This is a genomic window from Nocardia sp. NPDC059691 (assembly GCF_042733915.1).
Lineage (GTDB): Bacteria > Actinomycetota > Actinomycetes > Mycobacteriales > Mycobacteriaceae > Nocardia > Nocardia sichangensis.
This window is the reverse complement of the sequence record NZ_JBHWFB010000003.1, coordinates 513,344-535,435: the sequence shown is the minus strand read 5'-3', so window position 1 is coordinate 535,435 and position 22,092 is coordinate 513,344. Positions and strand designations below refer to the sequence as shown.

The following is a 22,092-nucleotide window of genomic DNA, read 5'->3' as shown; positions in this document are numbered from 1 at the left end:
CGAGACCGGTCGAAAGAGGTTGCCGCCCGCGGCGTTCCATCCACGAGGTGCGCCGAGGGTGCTCGTTCGATCGCCGCCGCCCTCGGTGCGAGGGCGGTCACACCCCGGAAGTTTGCCGACTCCTCGTGCGCGGTAACGAATGCCCGATTTCCCGAACACCGTGCTCACAGCGCCGGAAAACCGCTGGTGCGCGGGACGAAACCTAGTGGCAACACAGCTGCTCCATCCGTTCACGTAGGTGAAACACGGCAGCTCTACGGATGAAACACCAAGTTAGGACCCTTCTGTTCAGGTCCATTTGCCGGAAGCGGCTGGGCCCGAGATGAGGAGGACATTAAGGTGGCTTTTCCACTTACCGGTGCACCGGATACCGGTGACACCGCTTGGATGCTGGCGAGTTCGGCGCTCGTGTTGCTGATGACGCCGGGCCTGGCTTTCTTCTACGGCGGCATGGTCCGGTCGAAGAACGTGCTCAACATGATCATGATGAGCATCAGCGCCATGGGCCTGGTCGGCGTTCTGTGGTCGCTGTACGGATACTCGACGGCCTTCGGCGACAACACGTTCGGCGTGATCGGTGACCCGACGCAGTTCTTCGGCCTGAAGGGGCTGATCGGCGGCAACTCCGTCGCCGAGGTCAAGGACGCGGCGGGCGCGGTCACCACCGACGCGGTGAACATCCCGCTCGCGGGCACGATTCCGGCGACCGTCTTCGTCGCCTTCCAGCTGATGTTCGCCATCATCACGGTTGCCCTCATCTCGGGTGCGGTCGCCGACCGCTTGAAGTTCGGCGCGTGGCTGGTGTTCGCGGGCATCTGGTCCACGGTGGTCTACTTCCCGGTCGCGCACTGGGTGTTCGACTTCGACGTCAAGGACGCCGACGGCAACGTCGTGCACGAGGGCGGCTGGATCGCCAACAAGCTGCTCGCGGTGGACTTCGCCGGTGGCACGGCGGTGCACATCAACGCCGGTGCGGCCGGTCTGGCCCTGGTGCTGGTGCTCGGCAAGCGCAAGGGTTGGCCGACCACCCCGTTCCGCCCGCACAATCTGCCGTTCGTCATGCTCGGCGCCGGTCTGCTGTGGTTCGGCTGGTTCGGCTTCAACGCCGGATCCGCGGTGACCTCCGGCGGCCTCGCCGGTTCGACCTTCATCACCACCACCATCGCGACCTGCGCCGGGATGCTGGCCTGGCTGTTGGTGGAGAAGATCCGCGACGGCAAGCCCACCTCGCTGGGCGCGGCCTCGGGCATCGTGGCGGGTCTGGTCGCCATCACGCCGTCGTGTTCCTCGGTGAACGTGCTCGGCGCGCTCGCCATCGGCGTCGTCGCCGGCGCGCTGTGCGCCCTCGCGGTCGGCCTGAAGTTCAAGTTCGGTTTCGACGACTCGCTCGACGTGGTCGGCGTGCACCTGGTCGGCGGTATCGTCGGCACCCTGATGGTCGGTTTCGTCGCGGCGCCCGAGGCGGGTGCGGCCAAGACCGGTCTGTTCTATGGCGGCGGTTTCGATCAGCTGTGGCGGCAGGCGGTGGGCGCCGGTGTGGTACTTGCCTTCTCCTTCATCGCGACCCTGATCATTGCCTATATCGTGAAGTTCACCATTGGGCTGCGCGTGAGCGAGGAAGCAGAGTCGGTCGGCTTGGACGAGTCCGAGCACGCGGAAACCGCCTACGACTTCGCCGCTCTGGGTAGCACGGCACGTTCGGCCGTCAAGGAGGCATGACGAACATGAAACTGATCACCGCAATCGTCAAACCGTTCACGCTCGAAGACGTCAAGTCGGGTCTCGAGCAGGCGGGTGTGTTGGGCATGACCGTCAGCGAGGTCCAAGGGTACGGCCGGCAGAAGGGCCACACCGAGGTGTACCGCGGCGCGGAGTATTCCGTCGACTTCGTGCCGAAGGTTCGCGTCGAGGTCGTCGTGGACGATGCCTCCGTCGACAAGGTCGTGGAGGTGATCGTGGAGGCCTCCCGCACCGGCAAGATCGGCGACGGCAAGGTCTGGATCACGCCGGTGGAGGCGATCATCCGGGTGCGGACCGGCGAACGCGGCACCGACGCGCTGTAGCGGAAACGAGTCGAGCGGCGCGCATCAAATGGGCGGTGGGTTGTGGCTAATCAGTACGAGCACGACGGTGATCCGAAGGTCACCGAACAAGGCAACGGCAAGGTGTCCAACGGGGCGGCCGACCTGGTCCGCGCGCGAACCCAACTGCTCGACGGCGGCCAGCCGCGCAATCCCCGGCTGGACGCCCAGTCGCTGCGCCAGGCGCTGGTCGACCTCTACGAACTCTGGCTCACCAGCAAGGGCGCCGAACTGGGCATCGCCCCCGACAGCGGTCTGGCCGTGGTGGCCGTCGGCGGCCTCGGGCGCGGGGAGATGCTGCCGTACTCCGATCTGGACCTGGTGCTGCTGCACGACGACGTCGACCCGGCGCGGGTGGCCGAGGTCGCCGACCAGCTCTGGTATCCGCTGTGGGACGCGCACATCAAACTCGACCACAGCGTGCGTACCGTTCCGCAGGCGCTTCGGGTGGCCGCGGACGATCTCATCGCCGCGCTCGGCATGCTCGAGGCCAGGCACATCGTCGGCGACCAGGAACTGAGCAATCTGCTGATCGGCGGGGTGCGCCGGGAGTGGCGCACCGGCATCCGCTCCCGCTTCGAGGAGCTCATCGCCCAGGCCAAGGCCAGATGGGAGCGCAACGGCGAGATCGCGCACCGCGCCGAGCCCGACCTGAAGAACGGGCGCGGCGGCCTGCGTGACATCCAGCTGCTGGACGCGCTGGCCATCGCCCAACTCACCGACGCCATGCCCGGATTGGGACCGGACGTGCCTGGCGGCGGATTGAAGCAGGCGCACCGTCGGCTGTTGGACGTGCGCACCGAACTGCACCGTGTGGCGGGACGAGCCCGCGACCAGCTGCGCGCACAGGACGCCGACGAGATCGGCGCTGCCCTGCGCATCGGCGATCGGTTCGATCTGGCCCGCACACTGAGCGATTCGGCCCGGACGGTCAGCTACTCCGTGGACGTCGGGCTGCGCACCGCGGCCAACGCGCTGCCCCGCCGGGGATTGGCGCGCCTGCGCCGGATGCCGGTGCGCAGACCGCTGGACGAAGGCGTGGTCGAGCACGCGGGTGAGGTCGTGCTGGCCAGAGACGCCCGCCCGCAGCGCGACCCCGGGCTGATCCTGCGCGTCGCGGCGGCGTCGGCGCAGACCGGCCTGCCGATGTCGGCCACCACCCTCAACCGGCTCTCCGAGGACGCTCCCGAGCTACGCGAGCCGTGGCCCAAGGACGCCCTCAACGACTTGCTGGTCCTGTTGGGCGCGGGCCGCGGCACGATCGACGCGATCGAGGCGCTGGATCGGACGGGATTGTGGGGCAGGCTGCTGCCGGAATGGGGCGCCGTGCGCGACCTGCCGCCGCGCGATGTCCAGCACATCTGGACCGTCGACCGGCATCTCATGGAGACGGTCGCCTACGCGGGCGGGCTGAGCACCCGGGTCGCCCGCCCCGACCTGCTCGCCCTCGGTGCGCTGCTGCACGACATCGGCAAGGGTCGCGCGGGCGATCACAGCGTGGTCGGCGCGGAACTGGCCACCCACATCGGCCGCCGCCTCGGACTGTGGCCGTCGGACGTGCGCACGCTCAGCGCGGTCGTGCGCCATCACCTGCTGCTGCCGGAAACCGCGACCCGGCGCGATCTGTCCGATCCGGAGACGGTGCGGTACGTCGTCGAGGCGCTCGACGGCGATCCGCAACTGCTGGAGCTGCTGCACACCCTGGCCGAGGCGGATTCGCAGGCCACCGGTCCCGGCGTGTGGGGCGACTGGAAGGCGTCGCTGATCGGCGAACTGGTCCGGCGCTGCCGGTTGGTCATGGCGGGCGACCAGCTGCCGACACCGGAACCGATCGCACCGGAACTGGTCGAGAAGGCCAGGGCGGGCGGTGTGCACGTCGATCTGCAGCCCGGTGAGAGCAAGCACACGTATGTGGTCACCGTCATCGCGCCCGACAGTTCCGGGCTGCTGTCCGACGCCGCGGGCGTGCTCGCGCTGCATTCGCTGCGCGTGCTGTCGGCCGCGCTCGGCGTCGAAGGCGCCTCCGCGGTGGACACCTTCGTCGTCGCGCCCAAGTTCGGCGATCCGCCGGACCCGGGGCTGTTGCGCCAGGAATTGATCCGGGCCACGGCCGGCGACCTGGATGTGGCGGCGGCGCTGGCCAAACGCGAGCGCGAGGCGGGCACGATCGGCCGGAGCCGGTACGCGCAGGCCCAACCCCGGGTGATCTGGTCGGACACCTCGGTACCGGGGCAGGTGATCCTGGAATTGCGCGCCGAGGACCGGGTCGGCCTGCTCAGCCGCCTGGCCGCGGAGCTGGCCGGCTGCGGAGCCGACGTCCGTTGGGCCAAGGTGGTCACGATGGGGTCCGCGGTGGTCGACAGCTTCTGCCTCGAGCTGGGCGCCGAGGACAGCCCCGCGCGCCGCGAAACGATCGAGAAAGCGCTTATCGCGGTGGTTCCCAGAACCGCGCCGAAACCGCCTGCTGACGGTGCTCGGGACTCGGAAAATAGTGATTAGCGGCACTTTTATCCGGTGATAAATCTGTTGCGCAATATTTGCTGCATCCCAACTCTCGTCTCGCGAGCTGACCCTACGATCTAGAGCGTCCAGCTATCGCGAGCACGAGGGGAGCAGGTCGATGGCAATTGAAGTCGTTTCGGCATCCACGATGACGAGTGACGAGACCGCGCACATGGCGCGCTGCGTCGGCGGCGACCGGTGGGTGGTCTCCTGGCTTCCTGGTCGCACGCTGACCGGGCGACAGGCGGTTACCGCGATGACGATCGCCTCCACGGTCGCCACCTCGCCCATCCCGAGCAGGGCCGAGTGGGCCGTTCTCGACGGCCTGGCCCTCGAGCTGGGCCTGACCGCCAACGAGGCGGTCTTCATGGTGGCCGAGGAGAACCACGACTACCGCAAAACGGCCAGGCCGCGCCGTCGCGTGCTCGACTAGCGAGCCCGCCGCGCCGGGAAGGACGCACCGCCTGCGCGAACACGCGGGCGATCCCATTACCCTGGGAGAGAATGTGACGTCCCCCGAGATCAGGAGCGCGATCGGTGTTCGAATCCCTGTCCGACCGGCTTACCGGTGCCCTCAAGGATCTGCGCGGTAAGGGGCGTCTGTCACCGGCCGACATCGACGCCACCTGCCGCGAGATCCGCCTGGCCTTGTTGGAGGCCGACGTCGCGCTGCCCGTGGTCCGCGGGTTCATCGGGCGGATCAAAGAGCGCGCCAAGGGCGCGGAGGTCTCCGCGGCGCTGAACCCGGCCCAGCAGGTCGTGAAGATCGTCAACGAGGAACTCGTCGGGATCCTCGGCGGCGAGACCAGGCGGCTGAACCTGGCCAAGAACCCGCCGACGGTCGTCATGCTGGCCGGTCTGCAGGGTTCCGGTAAGACCACGCTCGCGGGCAAGCTGGCCAAACTGCTGAAGGGGCAGGGCCATCAACCGTTGCTGGTGGCGTGCGACCTGCAGCGCCCCGGCGCCGTCACCCAGCTGCAAGTCGTCGGCGAGCGCGCGGGCGTGCCCGTCTACGCGCCGCACCCCGGCACCTCGATCGGTGGCGGTGAGAACCCGCTCGGCATCTCCGCCGCCGATCCGGTGAACGTGGCGCGCGGGGGTGTCGAAGAGGCGCGGCAGAAGCAGTACGACGTCGTCATCGTCGACACCGCGGGCCGTCTCGGCATCGATGAAGAGCTCATGCGCCAGGCCGCGGGCATCCGCGACGCCGTGCAACCGGACGAGACCCTGTTCGTGCTGGACGCCATGATCGGCCAGGACGCGGTCAACACCGCCGAGGCGTTCCGTGACGGCGTCGGCTTCACCGGCGTGGTGCTCACCAAGCTCGACGGCGACGCCCGCGGTGGTGCGGCGCTGAGTGTCCGTGAGGTCACCGGCGTGCCGATCCTGTTCGCCTCGACCGGTGAGAAGCTCGAGGACTTCGACGTCTTCCACCCGGATCGCATGGCCAGCCGCATCCTCGGCATGGGCGACGTGCTCACCCTGATCGAGCAGGCCGAGCAGGTCTACGACGCCAAGCAGGCCGAGGAGGCCGCCCGCAAGATCGGCAGCGGCGAGCTCACCCTCGAGGACTTCCTCGACCAGATGCTGGCCATCCGCAAAATGGGCCCGATCGGGAACCTGCTCGGCATGCTGCCGGGCGCGGGCCAGATGAAGGACATGCTCGCCCAGGTCGACGACAAGCAGCTGGACCGGGTGCAGGCGATCATCCGCGGTATGACCCCGGCCGAACGGGCGAACCCGAAGATCATCAACGCCTCGCGCCGCCTGCGCATCGCCAACGGTTCCGGTGTCCAGGTCTCCGAGGTCAACCAGCTCGTCGACCGCTTCTTCGAGGCCAAGAAGATGATGACGATGATGGGCCGCCAGATGGGGTTGCCCGGCGCCCGTCGCGGCAACGCGAAGAAGGGCAAGAAGGGCAAGAAGGGTGGTCGCGGCCCGACGCCGCCGAAGGTGCGCGGTGGTTTCCCCGGGATGGGCGGCATGCCCGGCCTGCCCGCGGGGATGCCCGACCTGTCCAACATGCCTGCCGGTCTGGACCAGTTGCCGCCCGGCCTGGAGGGCTTCGATCTCAGCAAACTGAAGTTCCCGAAGAAGTAGGCCACTTACGCCGCCCACGCTGTTCGTGGGCGGCGTGCCTGTGTGCCTCGCCGGTCGGTCGCCGTGTGCGCGGCGTCGCTGCCGCGTGGCCGTGCTTCGCGCGAAATGTCCGATTCGGGAGTCGGACACCAGGTTGGCGGCCGCCGACGAGTTCCAGGAGGTTGCGGTGCATCTGCGCGGTGTGGTTCTTCCCGAAGGCGAGGTGCGCGACCTCTGGGTACGCGACGGCCTGGTGTCGTTCGAGCCCGTGCCCGGAGCCGAAACGCTCTGCGGCTCGGGCTGGATCGTGCCGGGACTGGTCGACGCCCACTGCCACGTCGGGATCCGGTACGGCGGGGGCCACGAGGACCACGCAGGCGCCGTCGCACAGGCCGAGACCGAGCGCGACGCCGGTGCCCTGCTGCTGCGCGACGCGGGCTCGCCCATCGACACCCGGTTCGTCGACGACCGCGAGGACCTGCCGCGGATCATCCGCGCGGGGCGCCACATCGCCCGTCCGAAGCGCTACATCCGCGAACTGGGCATCGAGCTCGACGACGAACGCGACCTGCCGGAGATCGTCGCCGAGCAGGCCCGCCTCGGCGACGGCTGGGTGAAGATCGTCGGCGACTGGATCGACCGCTCGGTGGGCGACCTGCGGCCGTTGTGGAGCGACGCGATCCTGAAGGAGGCCATCGCCGCAGCGCACGCCAACGGTGCGCGGGTCACCGCACACGTCTTCGGCGAAGACGCGCTACCCGGCCTGATCGACGCCGGTATCGACTGCCTGGAGCACGGCACCGGCCTGACCGACGAGACCATCGAGATGATGGTCGAGCACGGCACCGCCTTGGTTCCCACCCTGATCAATATCGACACCTTCCCCGGTATCGCCGACAGCGCGGGCAAATTCCCTGTCTACGCCGCGCACATGCGCGATCTGCACCGGCGGGTGCGCGGCACGGTCGCCGCCGCGCACGAGGCGGGCGTGCCGATCTTCGCGGGCACGGACGCGGGCGGTTCCATCCGCCACGGGCGCATCGCCGACGAGATCGCCGCGCTCGGCGCCGCGGGACTGTCCCGGCACGACGCGCTCGGCGCGGCCTCCTGGCAGGCGCGCGAGTGGCTCGGGCGACCCGGCATCGAGGACGGTGCTCCCGCGGATTTCGTTGTCTACGAGGAGGATCCGCGTAGCAACCCCGAGACGCTCACCACGCCGTACGCCGTCGTGCTGCGCGGGCGCGTGTACGGCGGGCACGGTCCGGTCACCGGCCATAGATAACTCGGCACCGTGGCTCACCCGCGCGTATCCGAAAGGGGCGTAAGGTCGGATTTCGTGACAATTCGCCTCGGATATCAGATGCCCAACTTCAGCTACGGCAAGTCGGTGCGCGAGCTGTTCCCCACGGTGATCGCACAGGCCCGAGAGGCCGAAGCCGCCGGTTTCGACACGGCCTTCGTCATGGACCACTTCTATCAGTTGCCCGGCATCGGCACGCCCGACGAGCCGATGCTCGAGGCCTACACCGCGCTCGGCGGCCTGGCCACGGCGACGGAGCGAATCCAGTTGTCGGCGTTGGTCACCGGCAACACCTACCGCAACCCGGCGATGCTCGCCAAGACGGTCACCACGCTGGACGTGGTCAGCGGTGGCCGCGCGGTGCTCGGCATCGGCGCGGGCTGGTTCGAACTCGAGCACCGCTCCCTGGGCTACGAATTCGGCACCTTCACCGACCGCTTCGAGCGGCTCGACGAGGCGCTGCACATCATCCAGCCGATGCTGCGCGGCGAGCGGCCCACCTTCCAGGGCAAGTGGTACCGGGTCGAGGACGCGATGAACGAGCCGCGCGTACGCGACGATCTGCCGATCCTGCTCGGCGGCAGCGGTGAGAAGAAGACCTTCGGCCTGGCCGCTCGCTTCGCCGACCACCTCAACATCATCTGCAACGCGTCCGAGCTGCCGCGCAAGATCGAGGCGCTGCGGGCGCGCTGCGCGGAGGTCGGCCGGGACCCGCGGACCCTGGAGACCAGCTACCTGTGCTTCGTCATGATGGACGAAGACGGTGACCTCGTGCGCAAGCAGCAGCGGGATTACTTGAGCCGCATGGGTATCGACCTGTCGGCCCTGTCGGACGCCGAGCTCGCGCAGAGCCCGGCCGACCGCCAGTTCGTCGGCACACCGGACGAGGTTGCCGAACAGCTGCGGACCCGCGTTCTCGACCACGGCGTAGACGGTCTCATCATCAATATGGTGTTCAACGGGCACGAGCCGGGTGCGGTCGAACTCGCCGGGCGTACCTTCGCTCCGTTGGTGCGCTGACGAGCGCGAACCCGGCGTGAATACCGTTGGCGCTGGTTATGATCGGGCAATGATAGCCCCTCCGTGGCGCGCGTCGTACGGTATTGACGCGCCGTCGGTGCTGTTGTTGCTGGGAGTTCTCGCGGTCGGGTATCTTGCCGCCGCGCTGGTGGTGGCGCTGTTCCAGCAACTGCGCCCGAGCCTGCTGCTCCTGCTGATCGGCGTCGTGCTGGCCACGCAGTTCGGGCTGTTCCTGCACGCGACCCGCCGGGGCAAGTTCCGGGTCTGGGCGCGCCTGCTCGACGACCTCGAACTGCGTGGCGACGAACGATTGCTCGACATGGGGTGCGGGCGCGGCGCGGTGCTGCTGGCCGCCGCGCGCCGCTTGCCCGCCGGGTGTGCGGTGGGCCTGGACCTGTGGTGCTCCGCGGACCACTGCGAGAACACCCCGGCCACCGCGGAGCGGAACGCGCTCGCGGAGAACGTCGCCGACCGGATCGAGTTGCGCACCGGCGACATGACCCGCATGCCGTTCCCGGACGGCGTGTTCGACGTCGTCGTCTCCAGCTTGGCGATTCACGACATCAAGACCGCCGAGGGCCGGGCGGCGGCGCTCCGGGAGGCGTGCCGAGTGCTGCGTCCCGGCGGCAAACTGGTCATCGTCGATATCGGCGACACCCGGGCGTACCGCGCCGTCCTGGCGGCGAACGGCGCGACCGCCCTCACCCTGCGCCCCGTGGGGTGGCAGATGTGGTGGGGCGGCCCCTGGGTCCCCACCCGTGCGCTCACCGCCACCGCCCCGGGCTAGCCGCATCGAGACGCCGAGCCTCACTCCATGGCGCGGGCGACGCCCGCGGCAACGAGTCGCAGCACCCGGAACACGCCGGGTACGACGTACTCGACGGCAGCCTCCTCGCCGAGTTCGCTCGCGATGTCGCGGGTGATGCGGGCGGGTCGTGTGCGGTGGCGTCGGAACAGTCGCATGCCTGGTTATGGCGGGTGGGCATCGTTGTGTGAACACGCACGCGATTTCTGGCGGGATCGTCCGGTCTGGCACAATGGACCACCGTCCTTCCGGACAAGTGTCAGCCCGTCTCCGGTTCCGTACCGCGCGGCGGTCACACACTCGAAAGCGCAAAACCGGGCTCGCAGACCATGCGGGTCGCCGAATTGCGTCGTGACCAACCAACGAAAGGCAGATCAGCAGTGGCTGTTCGCATCAAGCTCACCCGCCTGGGCAAGATCCGCAACCCGCAGTACCGCGTCGTCGTCGCGGACGCCCGCACCCGCCGTGACGGCCGGGCCATCGAGTCCATCGGCAAGTACCACCCCAAGGAAGAGCCCTCGCTGATCGAGATCGACTCCGAGCGCGCGCAGTACTGGCTGGGTGTCGGCGCGCAGCCGACCGAGCCGGTCCTCCAGCTGCTGAAGATCACCGGCGACTGGCAGAAGTTCAAGGGCATCGAGGGCGCCGAGGGCACCCTGAAGGTCAAGCCGGCCAAGCCGTCGAAGCTGGACCTGTTCAACGCCGCACTGGCCGCCGCCGACAACGAGCCGGTCGCCGAGGCGGTCACCCCCAAGAAGAAGGGCAAGAAGGACGCCGAGGAGGGCGCCGAGGCTGCCGAGGCCGGCGAGTAATGAGCGGGCGATACCCGTCCATCCGATATCCGTCGCGAGCCGTGCGCAGACCGGCCCCGACGACGGGTGAGTTGCGTCGTGAGGTGATGGAGCAGTGAGCGCCGTCGTCGCCGATGCCGTCGAGCACCTGGTGCGCGGTATCGTCGCCAATCCCGATGACGTCCGCGTCGAGCTGATCACCGGCCGCAGGGGACGCACCGTCGAGGTGCACGTTCACCCCGATGACCTGGGCAAAGTGATCGGTCGCGGCGGACGTACCGCGACCGCGCTGCGCACCCTCGTCGCCGGTATCGGCGGCCGGGGCATCCGGGTCGACGTGGTCGACACCGACCAGTAGATGGAACTCGTCGTCGGGCGGGTCGCCAAGTCGCACGGCGTGCGCGGCGAACTCGTCGTCGAGGTGCGTACCGACGAGCCGGAGGCGCGTTTCGCGCCGGGCGTCAGGTTGCGCGGTCGGCTGCGGCGAGCGGCGGAGGTTCGCGAGTTCACCGTGGAGTCGGCCCGGGAGCACTCGGGCCGGCTTCTGGTGTTCCTGTCCGGTGTGACCGACCGCACCGCTGCCGACGCGCTGCGCGGCATGCTGTTCGTGGTCGACAGTGCCGACCTTCCGCCTTCGGAGGATCCGGACGAGTTCTACGACCACGAACTGGAGGGGCTGGAGGTACGGCTCACCGACGGCACCGTGGTCGGCTCCGTGCGCGAAGTGCTGCATTCCGCGGCGGGTGAGTTGCTGGAGGTGCGGGCCGCGGACGACGGGCGGGAGATCCTGATCCCGTTCGTCACCGCCATCGTGCCCACGGTGTCCCTCGCCGAGGGCGTGATCGTGATCGATCCGCCCGAAGGTTTGCTCGACCCGGAATGACACGGTGGGCGTCCGACCGCGCGTCGCTCGCCCCGGCCGACGACCTGCGGCCCGGCGGCGCTAGGAGACAGTCATGAAACTCGACGTCGTCACGATCTTCCCCGAATACCTGGAGCCGTTGCGCACGGCGCTGCTGGGTAAGGCGATCGACAAGGGACTGATCTCGCTTACGGTGCACGACCTGCGCCGTTGGACGCATGACGTGCACAAATCCGTCGACGACTCCCCCTACGGGGGTGGGCCGGGCATGGTCATGAAACCGACCGTGTGGGGCGACGCGCTCGACGAGGTGTGTCCCGATGACGCGCTGCTCGTGGTCCCCACGCCCGCGGGGGTGCCGTTCACGCAGGCCATGGCACACACCTGGGCCGCCGAGCGGCATCTCGTCTTCGCCTGCGGGCGCTATGAGGGCATCGACCAGCGCGTCTTCGACGACGCCGCCCGCCGCGTCCGGGTGCAAGAGGTCAGCATCGGCGACTATGTATTGATCGGCGGCGAGGCGGCCGTGCTGGTGATGACCGAGGCCGTGGTCCGGCTGCTGCCCGGTGTCCTCGGCAATCAGCAATCACATCAAGAGGATTCGTTCTCCGACGGGTTGCTCGAAGGTCCCAGCTACACCCGTCCGGTCTCCTGGCGCGGGTTGGACGTCCCGCCGGTCCTGCTGTCCGGCGACCACGCGAAGGTGGCGGCCTGGCGGCGCGAGCAATCACTCGCGCGGACCCGCGAGCGTCGTCCGGACCTGCTCGCGGACCACGACACGGCCGGACCCGAGCGATAATCCCACGCCCGCGCAAGCGCCCCAAGTGTGCGGAGCTCGGCCGCGCGGTCCGGACGGCCGGGGATCAGTCTGCTTCTTGCCAGAGGGTGCGCCGCGCGGGACAGCTGCGTGGGAGCGTGTGCGCCGCGCACTACGCCGAGTGAATGCCAGACACCCACTCCGCGCTGCTCGATTCCGCGATCCGGCTGCTCGACGCGGGCGGCGTCGAGGCGGTGACCCTTCGCGAGGTCGCGCACGGTGCCGCCGACCTCGCCGCGGCGGGTCACCTCGCGGCCGATGGAAAAGGCAACGCCGACCCCACCGACCTGGTCGACGACCTCCTCATCCACCTGAATCAGAATTCTCGAGCAGCCGGGCGTCGCAGGCCGTGCTCGGGCCTTCCCTCGGTGAACCCCAGCGGGAATCTTCGCCGCGTCAGGGCAGCAGACCATGGCGGCGGGCGGCCACCACCGCCTCGTGCCGGGAGTGGGCGTCGAGTTTGACCATCGCGTTGCGAAGGTAGCTCTTCACGGTCTCCGGGGCGAGTGAGAGTCGTTGCGCCGCTTCCTGGTTGGTGCAACCCAAGGCGATCTGGGACAGCACGTCGAGTTCTCGGCGGGACAGTTTCGGACCGTCCGGCCGCGGCTCGCCGGTCATGACCCGGGTGAGGCGCTCGCATACCGCGTGCAGGCGTCCGCGCAGCCGATCGTCCTCGGTCGAGCGCGCCATGCCGCGCAGTTCGGTGTGGATGTCGCGGAGTTCCTCCGTGATCGCCGGTGCCGCGGCCGCCGACGGCGCGGTGACCTCCAGCATGCGCAGCCGACGGTCGACCTCGTCGCGAACGGCGATCTCGGTGGCCAGGCGGCGCCCGGCCTGCACGACGAGATCCGCGGTGCGGTCGCCCAGCGGACTCGCGCCGCGCGTCGCGGCGTAGAGCACCGCGCGGGAGCGCTGGTCCACCACCACGGGCACGGCGAGCACGGAGCGGATGCCCTCGCCGGAGACCGGCCCGTCGTAGTCGTGGGTGATCGAGGAGGCGCGGCGATAGTCGGAGACCGCGGCGGGCCGTCCGGAATCCATCACCCGTCCGCCCAGCCCGGAAGCCCGCACGACGGCCAGACCGCGCAGGCCGTTGGTCAGCGTGCCGACGAATTCCGACAGCAGCAGCGCGTCGCCGTGCACTTCGCCGCCGAACGCCACCGGCACGCCCGCCGCGCTCGCCACCCAGCGGATCTCGGCGCGCAGCGCGTCGCTGTCGCGCGGACGCAGCAGGGCGGTGTGGGTCACGAGACTCACCCCTTTTCGGGGGTAGTGGGCAGCGGGATGTGACCCACATCCTATTGCACACCCGGGTTGAGCTGGATCACAGAACGAGGAGAACTGAAGATGGGCACCGATCTGAATCAGCGGGTGCGCGAACTGCTGGACTGTTACGACCGCGCCGACGCGTCGGCGGCGGACCTGCTGTGTGATCGGCACCCGGCCGACCGGGTCGCCTTCACGATCGTCGAGGCCGACTTGTCCTCGACCGACCTCACCTACGGCGAACTACGCGAACGCTCCGCCCGCTTCGCCGACGCACTCGCCGGACTCGGCGTCGAACCCGGCCACCGGGTCGCCACGCTGATGGCGAAATCCGCGGACCTGGTGGTCGCTCTGCTCGGGATCTGGCGCCGGGGTGCGGTGCACGTTCCGCTGTTCACCGCCTTCGCTCCGCCCGCGATCGCCCTGCGGTTGAACGCCAGTCGCGCCTCGGTCGTCATCGCCGATGCCGACCAGGCGCCGAAGCTTGCGCCGGGACCCGATCTGCCCGACGACCCGTCCTGGCGGCTGATCGTCACCGGAGCGGAGGCTCCCGAAGGGGCGCTGCGGATGGACGAGTTGCTCCACGCTCATTCGGCCACCTCTCCGCAGGCTCAGCCGATCGCGGTCGGCGGTGACGGACTGCTCGTCCAACTGTTCACCAGCGGCACCACGGGCACGCCCAAGGGCGTCCCGATTCCGCTGCGCGCGCTCGCCTCCTTCCACGCGTACCAGGAATTCGCGCTGGACGTCCGCCCCGACGACGTCTTTTGGAACGCCGCCGATCCGGGCTGGGCCTACGGGCTCTACTACGCCATCCTCGGACCGCTGGCCACCGGCATCCGTAGCATCCTGCTGCACGCGGGCTTCTCGGCACCGCTGACCTGGCAGGTGCTGGAGACGTTCGGCGTCACCAACTTCGCCGCCGCACCGACGGTATATCGAGCGTTGCGCGCCGACGGTGCCACGCCGCCCGTGCATTCCCGATTGCGCCGTGCCTCTTCGGCGGGAGAACCGCTGACCCCTGAAGTGGTCGCGTGGTCCGTCGAGTACCTCGGTGTCGCGGTGCGCGACCACTACGGCCAGACCGAGCACGGCATGGTTATCTGCAACGCCTGGCACGAAGACCTGGACACCGAGACCCCGGCCGGATCGATGGGTCGCTCGCTGCCCGGGTGGACCTGCGCCGTGCTCTCCGACGACGCCGACACGATCGCTCCCACCGGCGAATTGGGCCGGGTCGCGATCGACACGGAACGCAGTCCGCTGCTGTGGTTCCTCGGCTACCTCGACGCTCCGGACCGCACCGCGCAGCGCTACACCGCCGACGGCCGCTGGTATCTGACCGGTGACGCGGGCTCACAGGACGCGGACGGCTTCTTCCGCTTCTCCTCCCGCGACGACGACGTGATCATCATGGCCGGCTACCGCATCGGCCCGTTCGAGGTGGAGAGCGTTCTGGTGCTGCACGAGCAGGTCGCGGAGGCGGCGGTGGTCGGCATGCCGGACGAACTGCGCGGCGAAGTGCTCGAGGCGTTCGTCGTGCTGCGTGACGGCGCCGTCGGCGGTGCCGAGTTGGAAGCCGAGCTACAGAGCCTGGTGAAGCGAAAGTTCGCGGCGCACGCCTACCCGCGCCGGGTCCACTTCGTGGCGAGCCTGCCGAAGACGCCCAGCGGCAAGGTGCAGCGGTTCGTGCTGCGGCAGGGCGGTGCCCGATGACTTCGGCCATGTTGCCCCTGCCCAGCTACGCCTCGGGCGTGTCGGACGTCGCGCTGCTCGGCGACACCATCGGCGGCAATCTCGATCGCGCGGTGGCGGCGTTCCCGGACCGGGAAGCCCTGGTGGACCTGCCGAGCGGACGGCGCTGGACCTATCGCGCTCTCGGCGCCGCGGTCGACGCCCTGGCCTGCGGCCTGGCCGCACAGGGCATCGGCAAGGGCGACCGGGTCGGCATCTGGGCGCCGAACCGCGCGGAATGGTTTCTGGTGCAGTACGCCACGGCGAAAATCGGCGCGATCCTGGTCAACATCAATCCGGCGTACCGCACCAGTGAACTGGAGTACGTGCTGTGCCAGGCGGGCGTGCGAATGCTCATCGCGGCCGAGCGGTTCAAGTCCTCGGACTACGTGGCGATGATCGAGCAGGTCCGGCCGAACTGTCCGGCGCTGACACAGGTGCTCGTGCTGGGCACACCGGAGTGGGAGGCGCTGTCGGGCACCGAGATCGACACTGCTCGGCTCGTCGAACTGGGCGCGCGGCTATCCGCCGACGACCCGATCAACATCCAGTACACCTCGGGCACAACCGGTTTCCCGAAGGGCGCCACGCTCAGTCACCACAACATCCTCAACAACGGCTATTTCGTCGGGGAACTGTGCGGATACACCGAGCAGGACCGGATCTGCGTCCCGGTGCCGTTCTATCACTGCTTCGGCATGGTGATGGGCAATCTGGCGAGCACCAGCCACGGTGCGGCTATCGTGATTCCGTCGCCGTCGTTCGAGCCCAGGGCGGCCCTGGCTGCGGTCGAAGCCGAGCGCTGCACCTCCCTCTACGGTGTGCCGACGATGTTCATCGACATGCTCGCCGCGCTGGATTCGACCGCCGCAGACCTGTCCACGCTGCGCACCGGGATCATGGCGGGCTCGCCGTGTCCGGTCGAGGTGATGAAGCGGGTGATCGACCGGATGGGCATGCGCGAGGTCTGCATCTGCTACGGCATGACAGAGACGTCTCCGGTCAGCACCCAGACCCGGCGCGACGACGGCATCGAACGGCGCACCGCCACCGTCGGGCGGGTCGGGCCGCACCTGGAGGTCAAGATCGTCGATCCCGCAACGGGTCTCACGGTGCCGCGCGGCGAACCCGGCGAGCTGTGTACCCGAGGCTATTCGGTGATGCTCGGGTACTGGGACGAGCCGGACAAGACCGCCGAGGCCATCGACGCCGCCCGTTGGATGCACACCGGCGACATCGGCGTGATGGACGACGAGGGCTACGTGGCCGTCACCGGCCGGATCAAGGACATGGTCATCCGGGGTGGCGAGAACGTCTACCCGCGGGAGATAGAGGAATTCCTCTACACCCATCCCGACATCCTGGACGCGCAGGTGATCGGTGTGCCGGATCCGAAGTACGGCGAAGAACTGATGGCCTGGATCCGGATGCGCGAGGGCGCAACGCCGTTGGACGCCACGGCCGTGCGCGACTTCGCCGCAGGCAAGCTGGCGCACTTCAAGATTCCCCGCTACGTGCATGTGGTCGAGGAATTCCCGATGACGGTCACCGGCAAGGTCCGCAAGGCGCAGATGCGGGAACTGTCGCGGCGGCTGCTCGGCCTGGACGACAGCTGAGACGAGGGAGGTTCACCTGGGTGTGGACCGCGTGTCAGGCGGCGACGGTAGTGTCTCCGACGTGACGACAGCGCCCGAGACTGCCAGTGCAGAGTCCACACCCGCCGTGCCACGCTCCGACACCGCGGGCCCAGCCAGCGTGAACCGTCGCATCGCCGAGGAACTCGCGGTGCGCGAGACCCAGGTGCGCGCCGCCGTCGAGCTGCTCGACGCGGGCTCGACGGTGCCGTTCATCGCCCGGTACCGCAAGGAGGTCACCGGCGGCCTGGACGACGCGCAGCTGCGCGTGCTCGACGAGCGTCTGCACTACCTGCGCGAACTCGACGAGCGCAGGGCCGCGATCGTCGAATCGATCCGGGGCCAGGGCAAACTCGACGACGCTCTGCACCGGCAGCTCCTGCTCGCCGAGACCAAGGCCCGGCTCGAGGACATCTACCTGCCGTACAAGCCGAAGCGGCGCACGAAGGCGCAGATCGCGCGTGAGGCCGGGCACGAGCCGGTGGCCGACGCCCTGATCGAGGATCCGAACACCGACCCGGCGCAGTACACCGCCGAGCAACTCGACGGCGCGCGCGCCATCCTGGTCGAACGTTTCGCCGAGGACGCCGATCTGGTCGGTGAGTTGCGCGAACTGATGTGGAACCGCGGGCAGGTCACCTCGACCGTGCGCGCGGGCAAGGAGGAGGCGGGCGCGAAGTTCGCCGACTATTTCGAGTTCAGCGAGCCGTTCGACAAGCTGCCCTCCCACCGCATCCTGGCGCTGCTGCGCGGCGAGAAGGAGGAGGTGCTCACCCTGCACCTCGAACCGGACACCGAGGAGCCGCAGCCGGGCGAGCGCACCGTCTACGAGGGTCGTATCGCCACTCGCTTCGGCATCGCCGACCGGGGCCGCCCCGCCGACTCCTGGCTGCTGGACACGGTGCGCTGGGCTTGGCGGACCAAGCTGCAGGTCAGCCTCGGCATCGATACCAGGATGCGGTTGCGGCAGGCGGCGGAGAAGGACGCGGTCGACGTGTTCGCCGCGAATCTGCGCGATCTGCTGCTCGCCGCCCCCGCGGGCACCCGCACGACGATGGGTCTGGACCCCGGCTACCGCACCGGCGTGAAAGTGGCGGTGGTCGACGCCACCGGCAAGGTGGTCGCCACCGAGGTGATCTACCCGCACAAACCGCAGGGCCAGACCGAGAAGTCGCTCGCGGTGCTCGGCGCGCTGGTGGCCCGATTCGGCGTGGAACTCATCGCCATCGGCAACGGCACCGCCTCGCGCGAGACCGACGCCCTTGCCGCCGAACTGATCTCGCGCATCCCGGAGAACAAGCCCACCAAGATCGTGGTCTCCGAGGCGGGCGCTTCGGTGTACTCCGCCTCGGCCTACGCCTCGCAGGAGCTGCCCGAGCTGGACGTGTCGCTGCGCGGCGCGGTGTCGATCGCGCGCCGGCTGCAGGACCCGCTGGCCGAGCTGGTGAAGATCGATCCGAAGTCCATCGGCGTCGGCCAGTACCAGCACGACGTGTCCGAATCGCTGCTGGCCCGTTCGCTGGGCGCGGTGGTCGAGGACGCGGTGAACGCGGTCGGCGTGGACGTGAACACCGCCTCGGTGCCGCTGCTGTCGCGGGTCTCCGGCATCGCCGGGTCGGTGGCGGAGAGCATCGTGGCGCACCGGGATCAGAACGGCCCGTTCCGCAGCAGGACCGCGCTGCTCGACGTCCCGCGGCTGGGCCCGAAGGCGTTCGAACAGTGCGCGGGCTTCCTGCGCATTCGCGGCGGCGACGATCCGCTGGACACCTCCGCGGTGCACCCGGAGGCGTATCCGGTGGTGCGGCGCATCCTCGAATCGACGGGGCGCGGGATCGCGGAGATCATCGGCAACACCACGGCGCTGCGCTCGCTGCGCGCGGGCGATTTCACCGACGAGCGCTTCGGTGTCCCGACCGTCACCGACATCATCGCCGAGCTGGAGAAGCCGGGGCGCGACCCGCGTCCGGAATTCAAGACCGCTGAGTTCGCCGCGGGCGTGGAGAAAGTCGCCGACCTGAAGCCGGGCATGGTGCTCGAGGGCGTGGTGACCAACGTGGCCGCCTTCGGCGCGTTCGTCGACGTGGGCGTGCACCAGGACGGCTTGGTGCACGTATCGGCGATGTCGCACAACTTCGTCAAGGACCCGCGCGAAGTGGTCAAGTCCGGCGACGTCGTGAAGGTGAAGGTGCTCGAGGTGGACGTCGCGCGCCAGCGCATCGGTCTGTCCCTGCGCCTGGACGACGAACCCGGCACGCCCGCCAAGGGCGGCGACAACCGGCAGCGCGGTCAAGGCGGCGGCCGATCCGGTGGAGGCGATCAGCGGCAGCGGCAGAATGGTCAGAACAGGCAGCAGGGCCAGAACCGCAATCAAGGACAGGGGCGTGGCGGCAATCAGCGCAGGAACGCGCCGGCACCTAGCGGCGCGATGGCGGACGCCTTGCGCAGGGCGGGTTTCGGCCAGTAGCCCGATCCGCAGGAGGAAGTAGCGGCCATGCGACGGTGGCTCCACGAGGACGTGATCGCCCAAGGGCGGCTGCCGTTGCTGTGCTTTCTGCTCGGATTCATCGTCGGATTCCTGTTCATCCGCCTCAGCGTCCGGCTGATCCGCGCGCGCGTGCGCTGGTGGCCGGGCAACCTGCGGGCCGGTGACACGCACATCCACCACATGGTGTTCGGGGTGATCCTGCTGCTGTCCTCCGGCATCGGCATGGTCTCGCAGTACGAGAGCGCCGACGCCGCCACCGCCAGCGTCCTCGCCGCGCTCTTCGGCGTCGGCGCCGCTCTGGTGCTCGATGAATTCGCGCTGATCTTCTACCTGCGCGACGTGTACTGGGAGGAGCAGGGGCGCACATCGGTGGACGCGGTGTTCGTCGCGCTCGCCGTGACGGGACTGCTACTGCTGGGCTTCCACCCGCTGTGGCTGCTGGACATCAACGACTTCCGGCACGATCCGAGCCTCGAGGTCCGCGCCTTCGTCGTGGCGTTCGCCGTGGTCAACCTGGCTCTCGCCGCGATCGTGATCGCCAAGGGGAAGATCTGGACCGGCCTGTTCGGCATGTTCTTCCTGCCGTTGCTGGTCGTCGGTGCGCTGCGGCTGAGCCGCCCTGGCGCGCCCTGGGCGCGCTGGCGTTACGGCGACCGCAGGCGCCTGAGGTACCGGGCCATCGTCCGGGAACGGCGATACCGTCGCCCGGTCATCCGCGCCAAGATCTTCGTGCAGGATCTGGTCGCCGGAAAACCGGACGTCGAGCACGTCCGCACGGCGGCGGAGGCGGAACTCACCCGCACGGTCGTGCCCGCCCCGCCCGCTCCGCACCGCGACCATTCGTTCTGGCACTCCGACCACGGCTCGCCGCGTACGCCCGGCCCGCCGCCCGCCCAGGACGCGATCTCCGGCGAACAGAACCGCTGACGAACGCGCTCAGCGGTGGGTCGGCCGGGCAACGTGCCGCTATGCGTATACGTATACTGCGTCCATGTTGGATCCGCTCAGCCTTGCGGTCGGTGCCGTCCTCGTCGGTGTCGGCTGGGTATGTGGTCGATTCGTGCCTCGGCGAGGCCGGGCGGGGAAGGAGCTTCGCGCACGCTGCGGTTGTGGTCACGACCTGGCACTGCACGACCGCTCCTCGGGCGCTTGTCACGCCGAGATCTCCCGCAAAGGCATCCACGGCCTGCGTGAGTGGGTCGGTTGCCACTGCCGCCGCTACACCGGCCCGATTCCGCTCGAAGAAGTGTTCGCCTCGCCCATACTCCCGCCGGAGTCGTGAACAGATCGCACCGCCTCGGGCGTAACGTGAAGAGACCGCCGGACTCGCCGTCACCAGGGTCGATTTCTTCCTCGGCACGCCGATCTGGCACAATGCTCAGGTTGCCCTGGGTGGTTGTCGACCCGGCGCACCCCATTGATCGGAGCATGAACCGGCCGAGCACGCCCAGTGCCGCCAGGGTCCTCTGTTCGCGCGAAACCATAAGGATGGAAATGAACACCCTTGACTTCGTCGACGAGAAGTCGCTGCGCAGCGACGTCCCCGAGTTCCGGCCGGGCGACACGCTGAACGTGCACGTGAAGGTCATCGAAGGCTCGAAGGAGCGCATCCAGGTCTTCAAGGGCGTCGTGATCCGTCGCCAGGGTGGTGGCATCCGCGAGACCTTCACCGTCCGCAAGGTGTCGTTCGGTGTCGGCGTCGAGCGCACCTTCCCGGTGCACAGCCCGAACATCGACCACATCGATGTCGTGACCCGCGGTGATGTCCGCCGCGCCAAGCTGTACTACCTGCGCGACCTGCGTGGCAAGGCCGCCAAGATCAAGGAAAAGCGCTGAGTTAGCTTTTCGGCACAACAGATCTTCCTCAGCCCGGCATCGGACCTCGGTTTCGCTGCCGGGCTAATCTGTTCGGCGTGGCAGACGAAAGTGGGTCGGTATCGGTGTCCGAATCGGGCGACGAGAGTACGCGGGCGGGTCGCGCCAAGCGGCGATCGAAGAAGAAGCAGCGGCCGTTCTGGCAGGAATTGCCGATCCTCATCGTGATCGCCGCGGTGATCGCCGCGCTGATGGTTACCTTTGTCGGTCGGCCGTACGTGATTCCCTCGGAGTCGATGGAAACCACGTTGCACGGATGCGCCGGATGCACCGGTGACCGCATCTACGTGCAGAAGCTGAGCTACTACTGGGGCGACCCGCAACCGGGCGACGTGGTCGTGTTCGTCGGCCCGCCGTCGTGGAACACCCGCTACCAGTCGATCCGCTCGGACAATCCCGCGGTCCGTGGCGTGCAGAACTTCTTCTCCTTCTTCGGCTTGGTGCCGCCGGACGAGAACGATCTGGTGAAGCGCGTCATCGCGGTCGGCGGCCAGACCGTGGAGTGCTGCGACCCGCAGGGGCGGGTCATCGTGGACGGCAAGCCGCTGGACGAGCCGTACGCCCGGTACCTCGCCCCGTACGTGCCCGGCCAGCCCTACAACGCGTCCGGCGGCCGCGAGTTCAAGCCCGTGAAGGTGCCCGAAGGGCATCTGTGGGTAATGGGCGACAACCGCAACCAGTCCGCCGACTCCCGCGCCCACATCACCGACGAACTGCAGGGCACCATCCCCGTGGAGAACGTCCGCGGCAAGGCGGTGTTCAAGATCTGGCCGCCGGGACGGATCGGTCCGGTGCACTCGGAGAATCCCCAGCAGAACTGATCACGCGAGGCGCTGGATAA

The 22,092-nt window shown here is 68.8% G+C and carries 21 protein-coding genes; 19 read left to right on the top strand and 2 right to left on the bottom strand.

Translation table 11 applies throughout. The annotated features are described in order from the left end of the window. The first annotated feature begins 339 nt into the window (after positions 1–339). The 8 genes from ACFV2O_RS09780 (at position 340) to ACFV2O_RS09745 (ending at position 9,769) form a co-directional block, all read left to right on the top strand. Complete coding sequence (locus tag ACFV2O_RS09780; RefSeq protein ID WP_379251484.1) at positions 340–1,719, top strand: ammonium transporter; 1,380 nt, start codon at positions 340–342, stop codon at positions 1,717–1,719. 5 nt (positions 1,720–1,724) lie between these two features. Next, positions 1,725–2,063 carry a P-II family nitrogen regulator gene (locus tag ACFV2O_RS09775; RefSeq protein ID WP_330249397.1) on the top strand — a complete coding sequence of 113 codons (339 nt, stop codon included), beginning with the start codon at positions 1,725–1,727 and terminating at the stop codon, positions 2,061–2,063. A gap of 102 nt (positions 2,064–2,165) precedes the next feature. Then, positions 2,166–4,580: a [protein-PII] uridylyltransferase gene (locus ACFV2O_RS09770; RefSeq protein ID WP_379251575.1), complete on the top strand. Its 2,415-nt coding sequence runs from the start codon at positions 2,166–2,168 to the stop codon at positions 4,578–4,580. Between the two features lie 121 nt (positions 4,581–4,701). Next, positions 4,702–5,016 (top strand): hypothetical protein, encoded by a 315-nt coding sequence (locus tag ACFV2O_RS09765; protein WP_355069876.1) that lies wholly within the window; start codon positions 4,702–4,704, stop codon positions 5,014–5,016. 104 nt (positions 5,017–5,120) lie between these two features. Beyond that, complete coding sequence (gene ffh / locus ACFV2O_RS09760) at positions 5,121–6,683, top strand: signal recognition particle protein (RefSeq protein ID WP_379251483.1); 1,563 nt, start codon at positions 5,121–5,123, stop codon at positions 6,681–6,683. A gap of 166 nt (positions 6,684–6,849) precedes the next feature. Then, entirely contained in the window at positions 6,850–7,944 is a 1,095-nt protein-coding gene (locus ACFV2O_RS09755; protein WP_379251482.1) for an amidohydrolase family protein, read from the top strand. 54 nt (positions 7,945–7,998) lie between these two features. After that, a complete protein-coding gene (locus ACFV2O_RS09750; protein WP_379251481.1) occupies positions 7,999–8,982 on the top strand; it encodes an LLM class F420-dependent oxidoreductase in 984 nt (327 codons plus the stop codon). A 49-nt stretch (positions 8,983–9,031) separates the two neighbouring features. Beyond that, positions 9,032–9,769, top strand: a complete 738-nt coding sequence (locus ACFV2O_RS09745) for a class I SAM-dependent methyltransferase (protein ID WP_379251480.1) — start codon at positions 9,032–9,034, stop codon at positions 9,767–9,769. Positions 9,770–9,789: 20 nt separating this feature from the next. Here ACFV2O_RS09745 and ACFV2O_RS09740 read toward each other — a convergent pair whose 3' ends face one another. Continuing rightward, a complete protein-coding gene (locus ACFV2O_RS09740; protein WP_379251479.1) occupies positions 9,790–9,945 on the bottom strand; it encodes a hypothetical protein in 156 nt (51 codons plus the stop codon). A gap of 222 nt (positions 9,946–10,167) precedes the next feature. Here ACFV2O_RS09740 and rpsP point away from each other — a divergent pair, with 222 nt between their 5' ends. The 4 genes from rpsP (at position 10,168) to trmD (ending at position 12,239) form a co-directional block, all read left to right on the top strand. Beyond that, positions 10,168–10,599, top strand: a complete 432-nt coding sequence (gene rpsP / locus ACFV2O_RS09735) for a 30S ribosomal protein S16 (RefSeq protein WP_379251478.1) — start codon at positions 10,168–10,170, stop codon at positions 10,597–10,599. A gap of 94 nt (positions 10,600–10,693) precedes the next feature. Next, positions 10,694–10,936, top strand: coding sequence for an RNA-binding protein (locus tag ACFV2O_RS09730; RefSeq protein WP_011210690.1), 243 nt, complete (start codon positions 10,694–10,696; stop codon positions 10,934–10,936). Next, complete coding sequence (gene rimM / locus ACFV2O_RS09725) at positions 10,937–11,461, top strand: ribosome maturation factor RimM (protein ID WP_379251477.1); 525 nt, start codon at positions 10,937–10,939, stop codon at positions 11,459–11,461. It begins immediately after the preceding gene. A gap of 73 nt (positions 11,462–11,534) precedes the next feature. Further along, the gene (gene trmD, locus ACFV2O_RS09720) at positions 11,535–12,239 is read left to right on the top strand and encodes a tRNA (guanosine(37)-N1)-methyltransferase TrmD (protein ID WP_379251476.1); all 705 of its coding nucleotides are present in this window, start codon (positions 11,535–11,537) and stop codon (positions 12,237–12,239) included. 414 nt (positions 12,240–12,653) lie between these two features. Here trmD and ACFV2O_RS09715 read toward each other — a convergent pair whose 3' ends face one another. Next, on the bottom strand, positions 12,654–13,505 hold the full coding sequence (locus tag ACFV2O_RS09715) for a LuxR C-terminal-related transcriptional regulator (protein WP_379251475.1): 852 nt from the start codon (positions 13,503–13,505) through the stop codon (positions 12,654–12,656). A gap of 99 nt (positions 13,506–13,604) precedes the next feature. On the opposite strand from ACFV2O_RS09715, the gene ACFV2O_RS09710 reads away from it, so the two are divergent. The 7 genes from ACFV2O_RS09710 (at position 13,605) to lepB (ending at position 22,072) form a co-directional block, all read left to right on the top strand. Continuing rightward, positions 13,605–15,239, top strand: a complete 1,635-nt coding sequence (locus ACFV2O_RS09710) for an AMP-binding protein (RefSeq protein ID WP_379251474.1) — start codon at positions 13,605–13,607, stop codon at positions 15,237–15,239. Continuing rightward, positions 15,236–16,873, top strand: coding sequence for an AMP-binding protein (locus ACFV2O_RS09705; protein ID WP_379251473.1), 1,638 nt, complete (start codon positions 15,236–15,238; stop codon positions 16,871–16,873). The genes ACFV2O_RS09710 and ACFV2O_RS09705 overlap by 4 nt, the downstream gene beginning before the upstream one ends. A gap of 106 nt (positions 16,874–16,979) precedes the next feature. Next, on the top strand, positions 16,980–19,355 hold the full coding sequence (locus ACFV2O_RS09700; protein ID WP_379251574.1) for a Tex family protein: 2,376 nt from the start codon (positions 16,980–16,982) through the stop codon (positions 19,353–19,355). Between the two features lie 27 nt (positions 19,356–19,382). Then, the gene (locus ACFV2O_RS09695) at positions 19,383–20,303 is read left to right on the top strand and encodes a hypothetical protein (RefSeq protein ID WP_379251472.1); all 921 of its coding nucleotides are present in this window, start codon (positions 19,383–19,385) and stop codon (positions 20,301–20,303) included. A 64-nt stretch (positions 20,304–20,367) separates the two neighbouring features. After that, positions 20,368–20,658, top strand: coding sequence for a hypothetical protein (locus ACFV2O_RS09690; RefSeq protein ID WP_379251471.1), 291 nt, complete (start codon positions 20,368–20,370; stop codon positions 20,656–20,658). 212 nt (positions 20,659–20,870) lie between these two features. Then, positions 20,871–21,212, top strand: a complete 342-nt coding sequence (rplS, locus tag ACFV2O_RS09685) for a 50S ribosomal protein L19 (protein ID WP_014352079.1) — start codon at positions 20,871–20,873, stop codon at positions 21,210–21,212. 77 nt (positions 21,213–21,289) lie between these two features. Continuing rightward, a complete protein-coding gene (gene lepB / locus ACFV2O_RS09680) occupies positions 21,290–22,072 on the top strand; it encodes a signal peptidase I (protein WP_355069897.1) in 783 nt (260 codons plus the stop codon). Positions 22,073–22,092 lie beyond the last annotated feature (20 nt).

Excerpts from the sequence above, each read along its gene's own strand:
- ACFV2O_RS09775 (WP_330249397.1), top strand. The coding sequence starts at position 1,725 with ATGAAACTGATCACCGCAATCGTCAAACCGTTCACGCTCGAAGACGTC.
- ACFV2O_RS09745 (WP_379251480.1), top strand. The coding sequence starts at position 9,032 with ATGATAGCCCCTCCGTGGCGCGCGTCGTACGGTATTGACGCGCCGTCG.
- trmD (WP_379251476.1), top strand. The coding sequence starts at position 11,535 with ATGAAACTCGACGTCGTCACGATCTTCCCCGAATACCTGGAGCCGTTG.
- ACFV2O_RS09695 (WP_379251472.1), top strand. The coding sequence starts at position 19,383 with ATGCGACGGTGGCTCCACGAGGACGTGATCGCCCAAGGGCGGCTGCCG.
- ACFV2O_RS09690 (WP_379251471.1), top strand. The coding sequence starts at position 20,368 with ATGTTGGATCCGCTCAGCCTTGCGGTCGGTGCCGTCCTCGTCGGTGTC.
- ACFV2O_RS09705 (WP_379251473.1), top strand. The coding sequence starts at position 15,236 with ATGACTTCGGCCATGTTGCCCCTGCCCAGCTACGCCTCGGGCGTGTCG.
- ACFV2O_RS09710 (WP_379251474.1), top strand. The coding sequence starts at position 13,605 with ATGGGCACCGATCTGAATCAGCGGGTGCGCGAACTGCTGGACTGTTAC.
- ACFV2O_RS09765 (WP_355069876.1), top strand. The coding sequence starts at position 4,702 with ATGGCAATTGAAGTCGTTTCGGCATCCACGATGACGAGTGACGAGACC.
- ACFV2O_RS09740 (WP_379251479.1), bottom strand. The coding sequence starts at position 9,945 with ATGCGACTGTTCCGACGCCACCGCACACGACCCGCCCGCATCACCCGC.
- rimM (WP_379251477.1), top strand. The coding sequence starts at position 10,937 with ATGGAACTCGTCGTCGGGCGGGTCGCCAAGTCGCACGGCGTGCGCGGC.
- rplS (WP_014352079.1), top strand. The coding sequence starts at position 20,871 with ATGAACACCCTTGACTTCGTCGACGAGAAGTCGCTGCGCAGCGACGTC.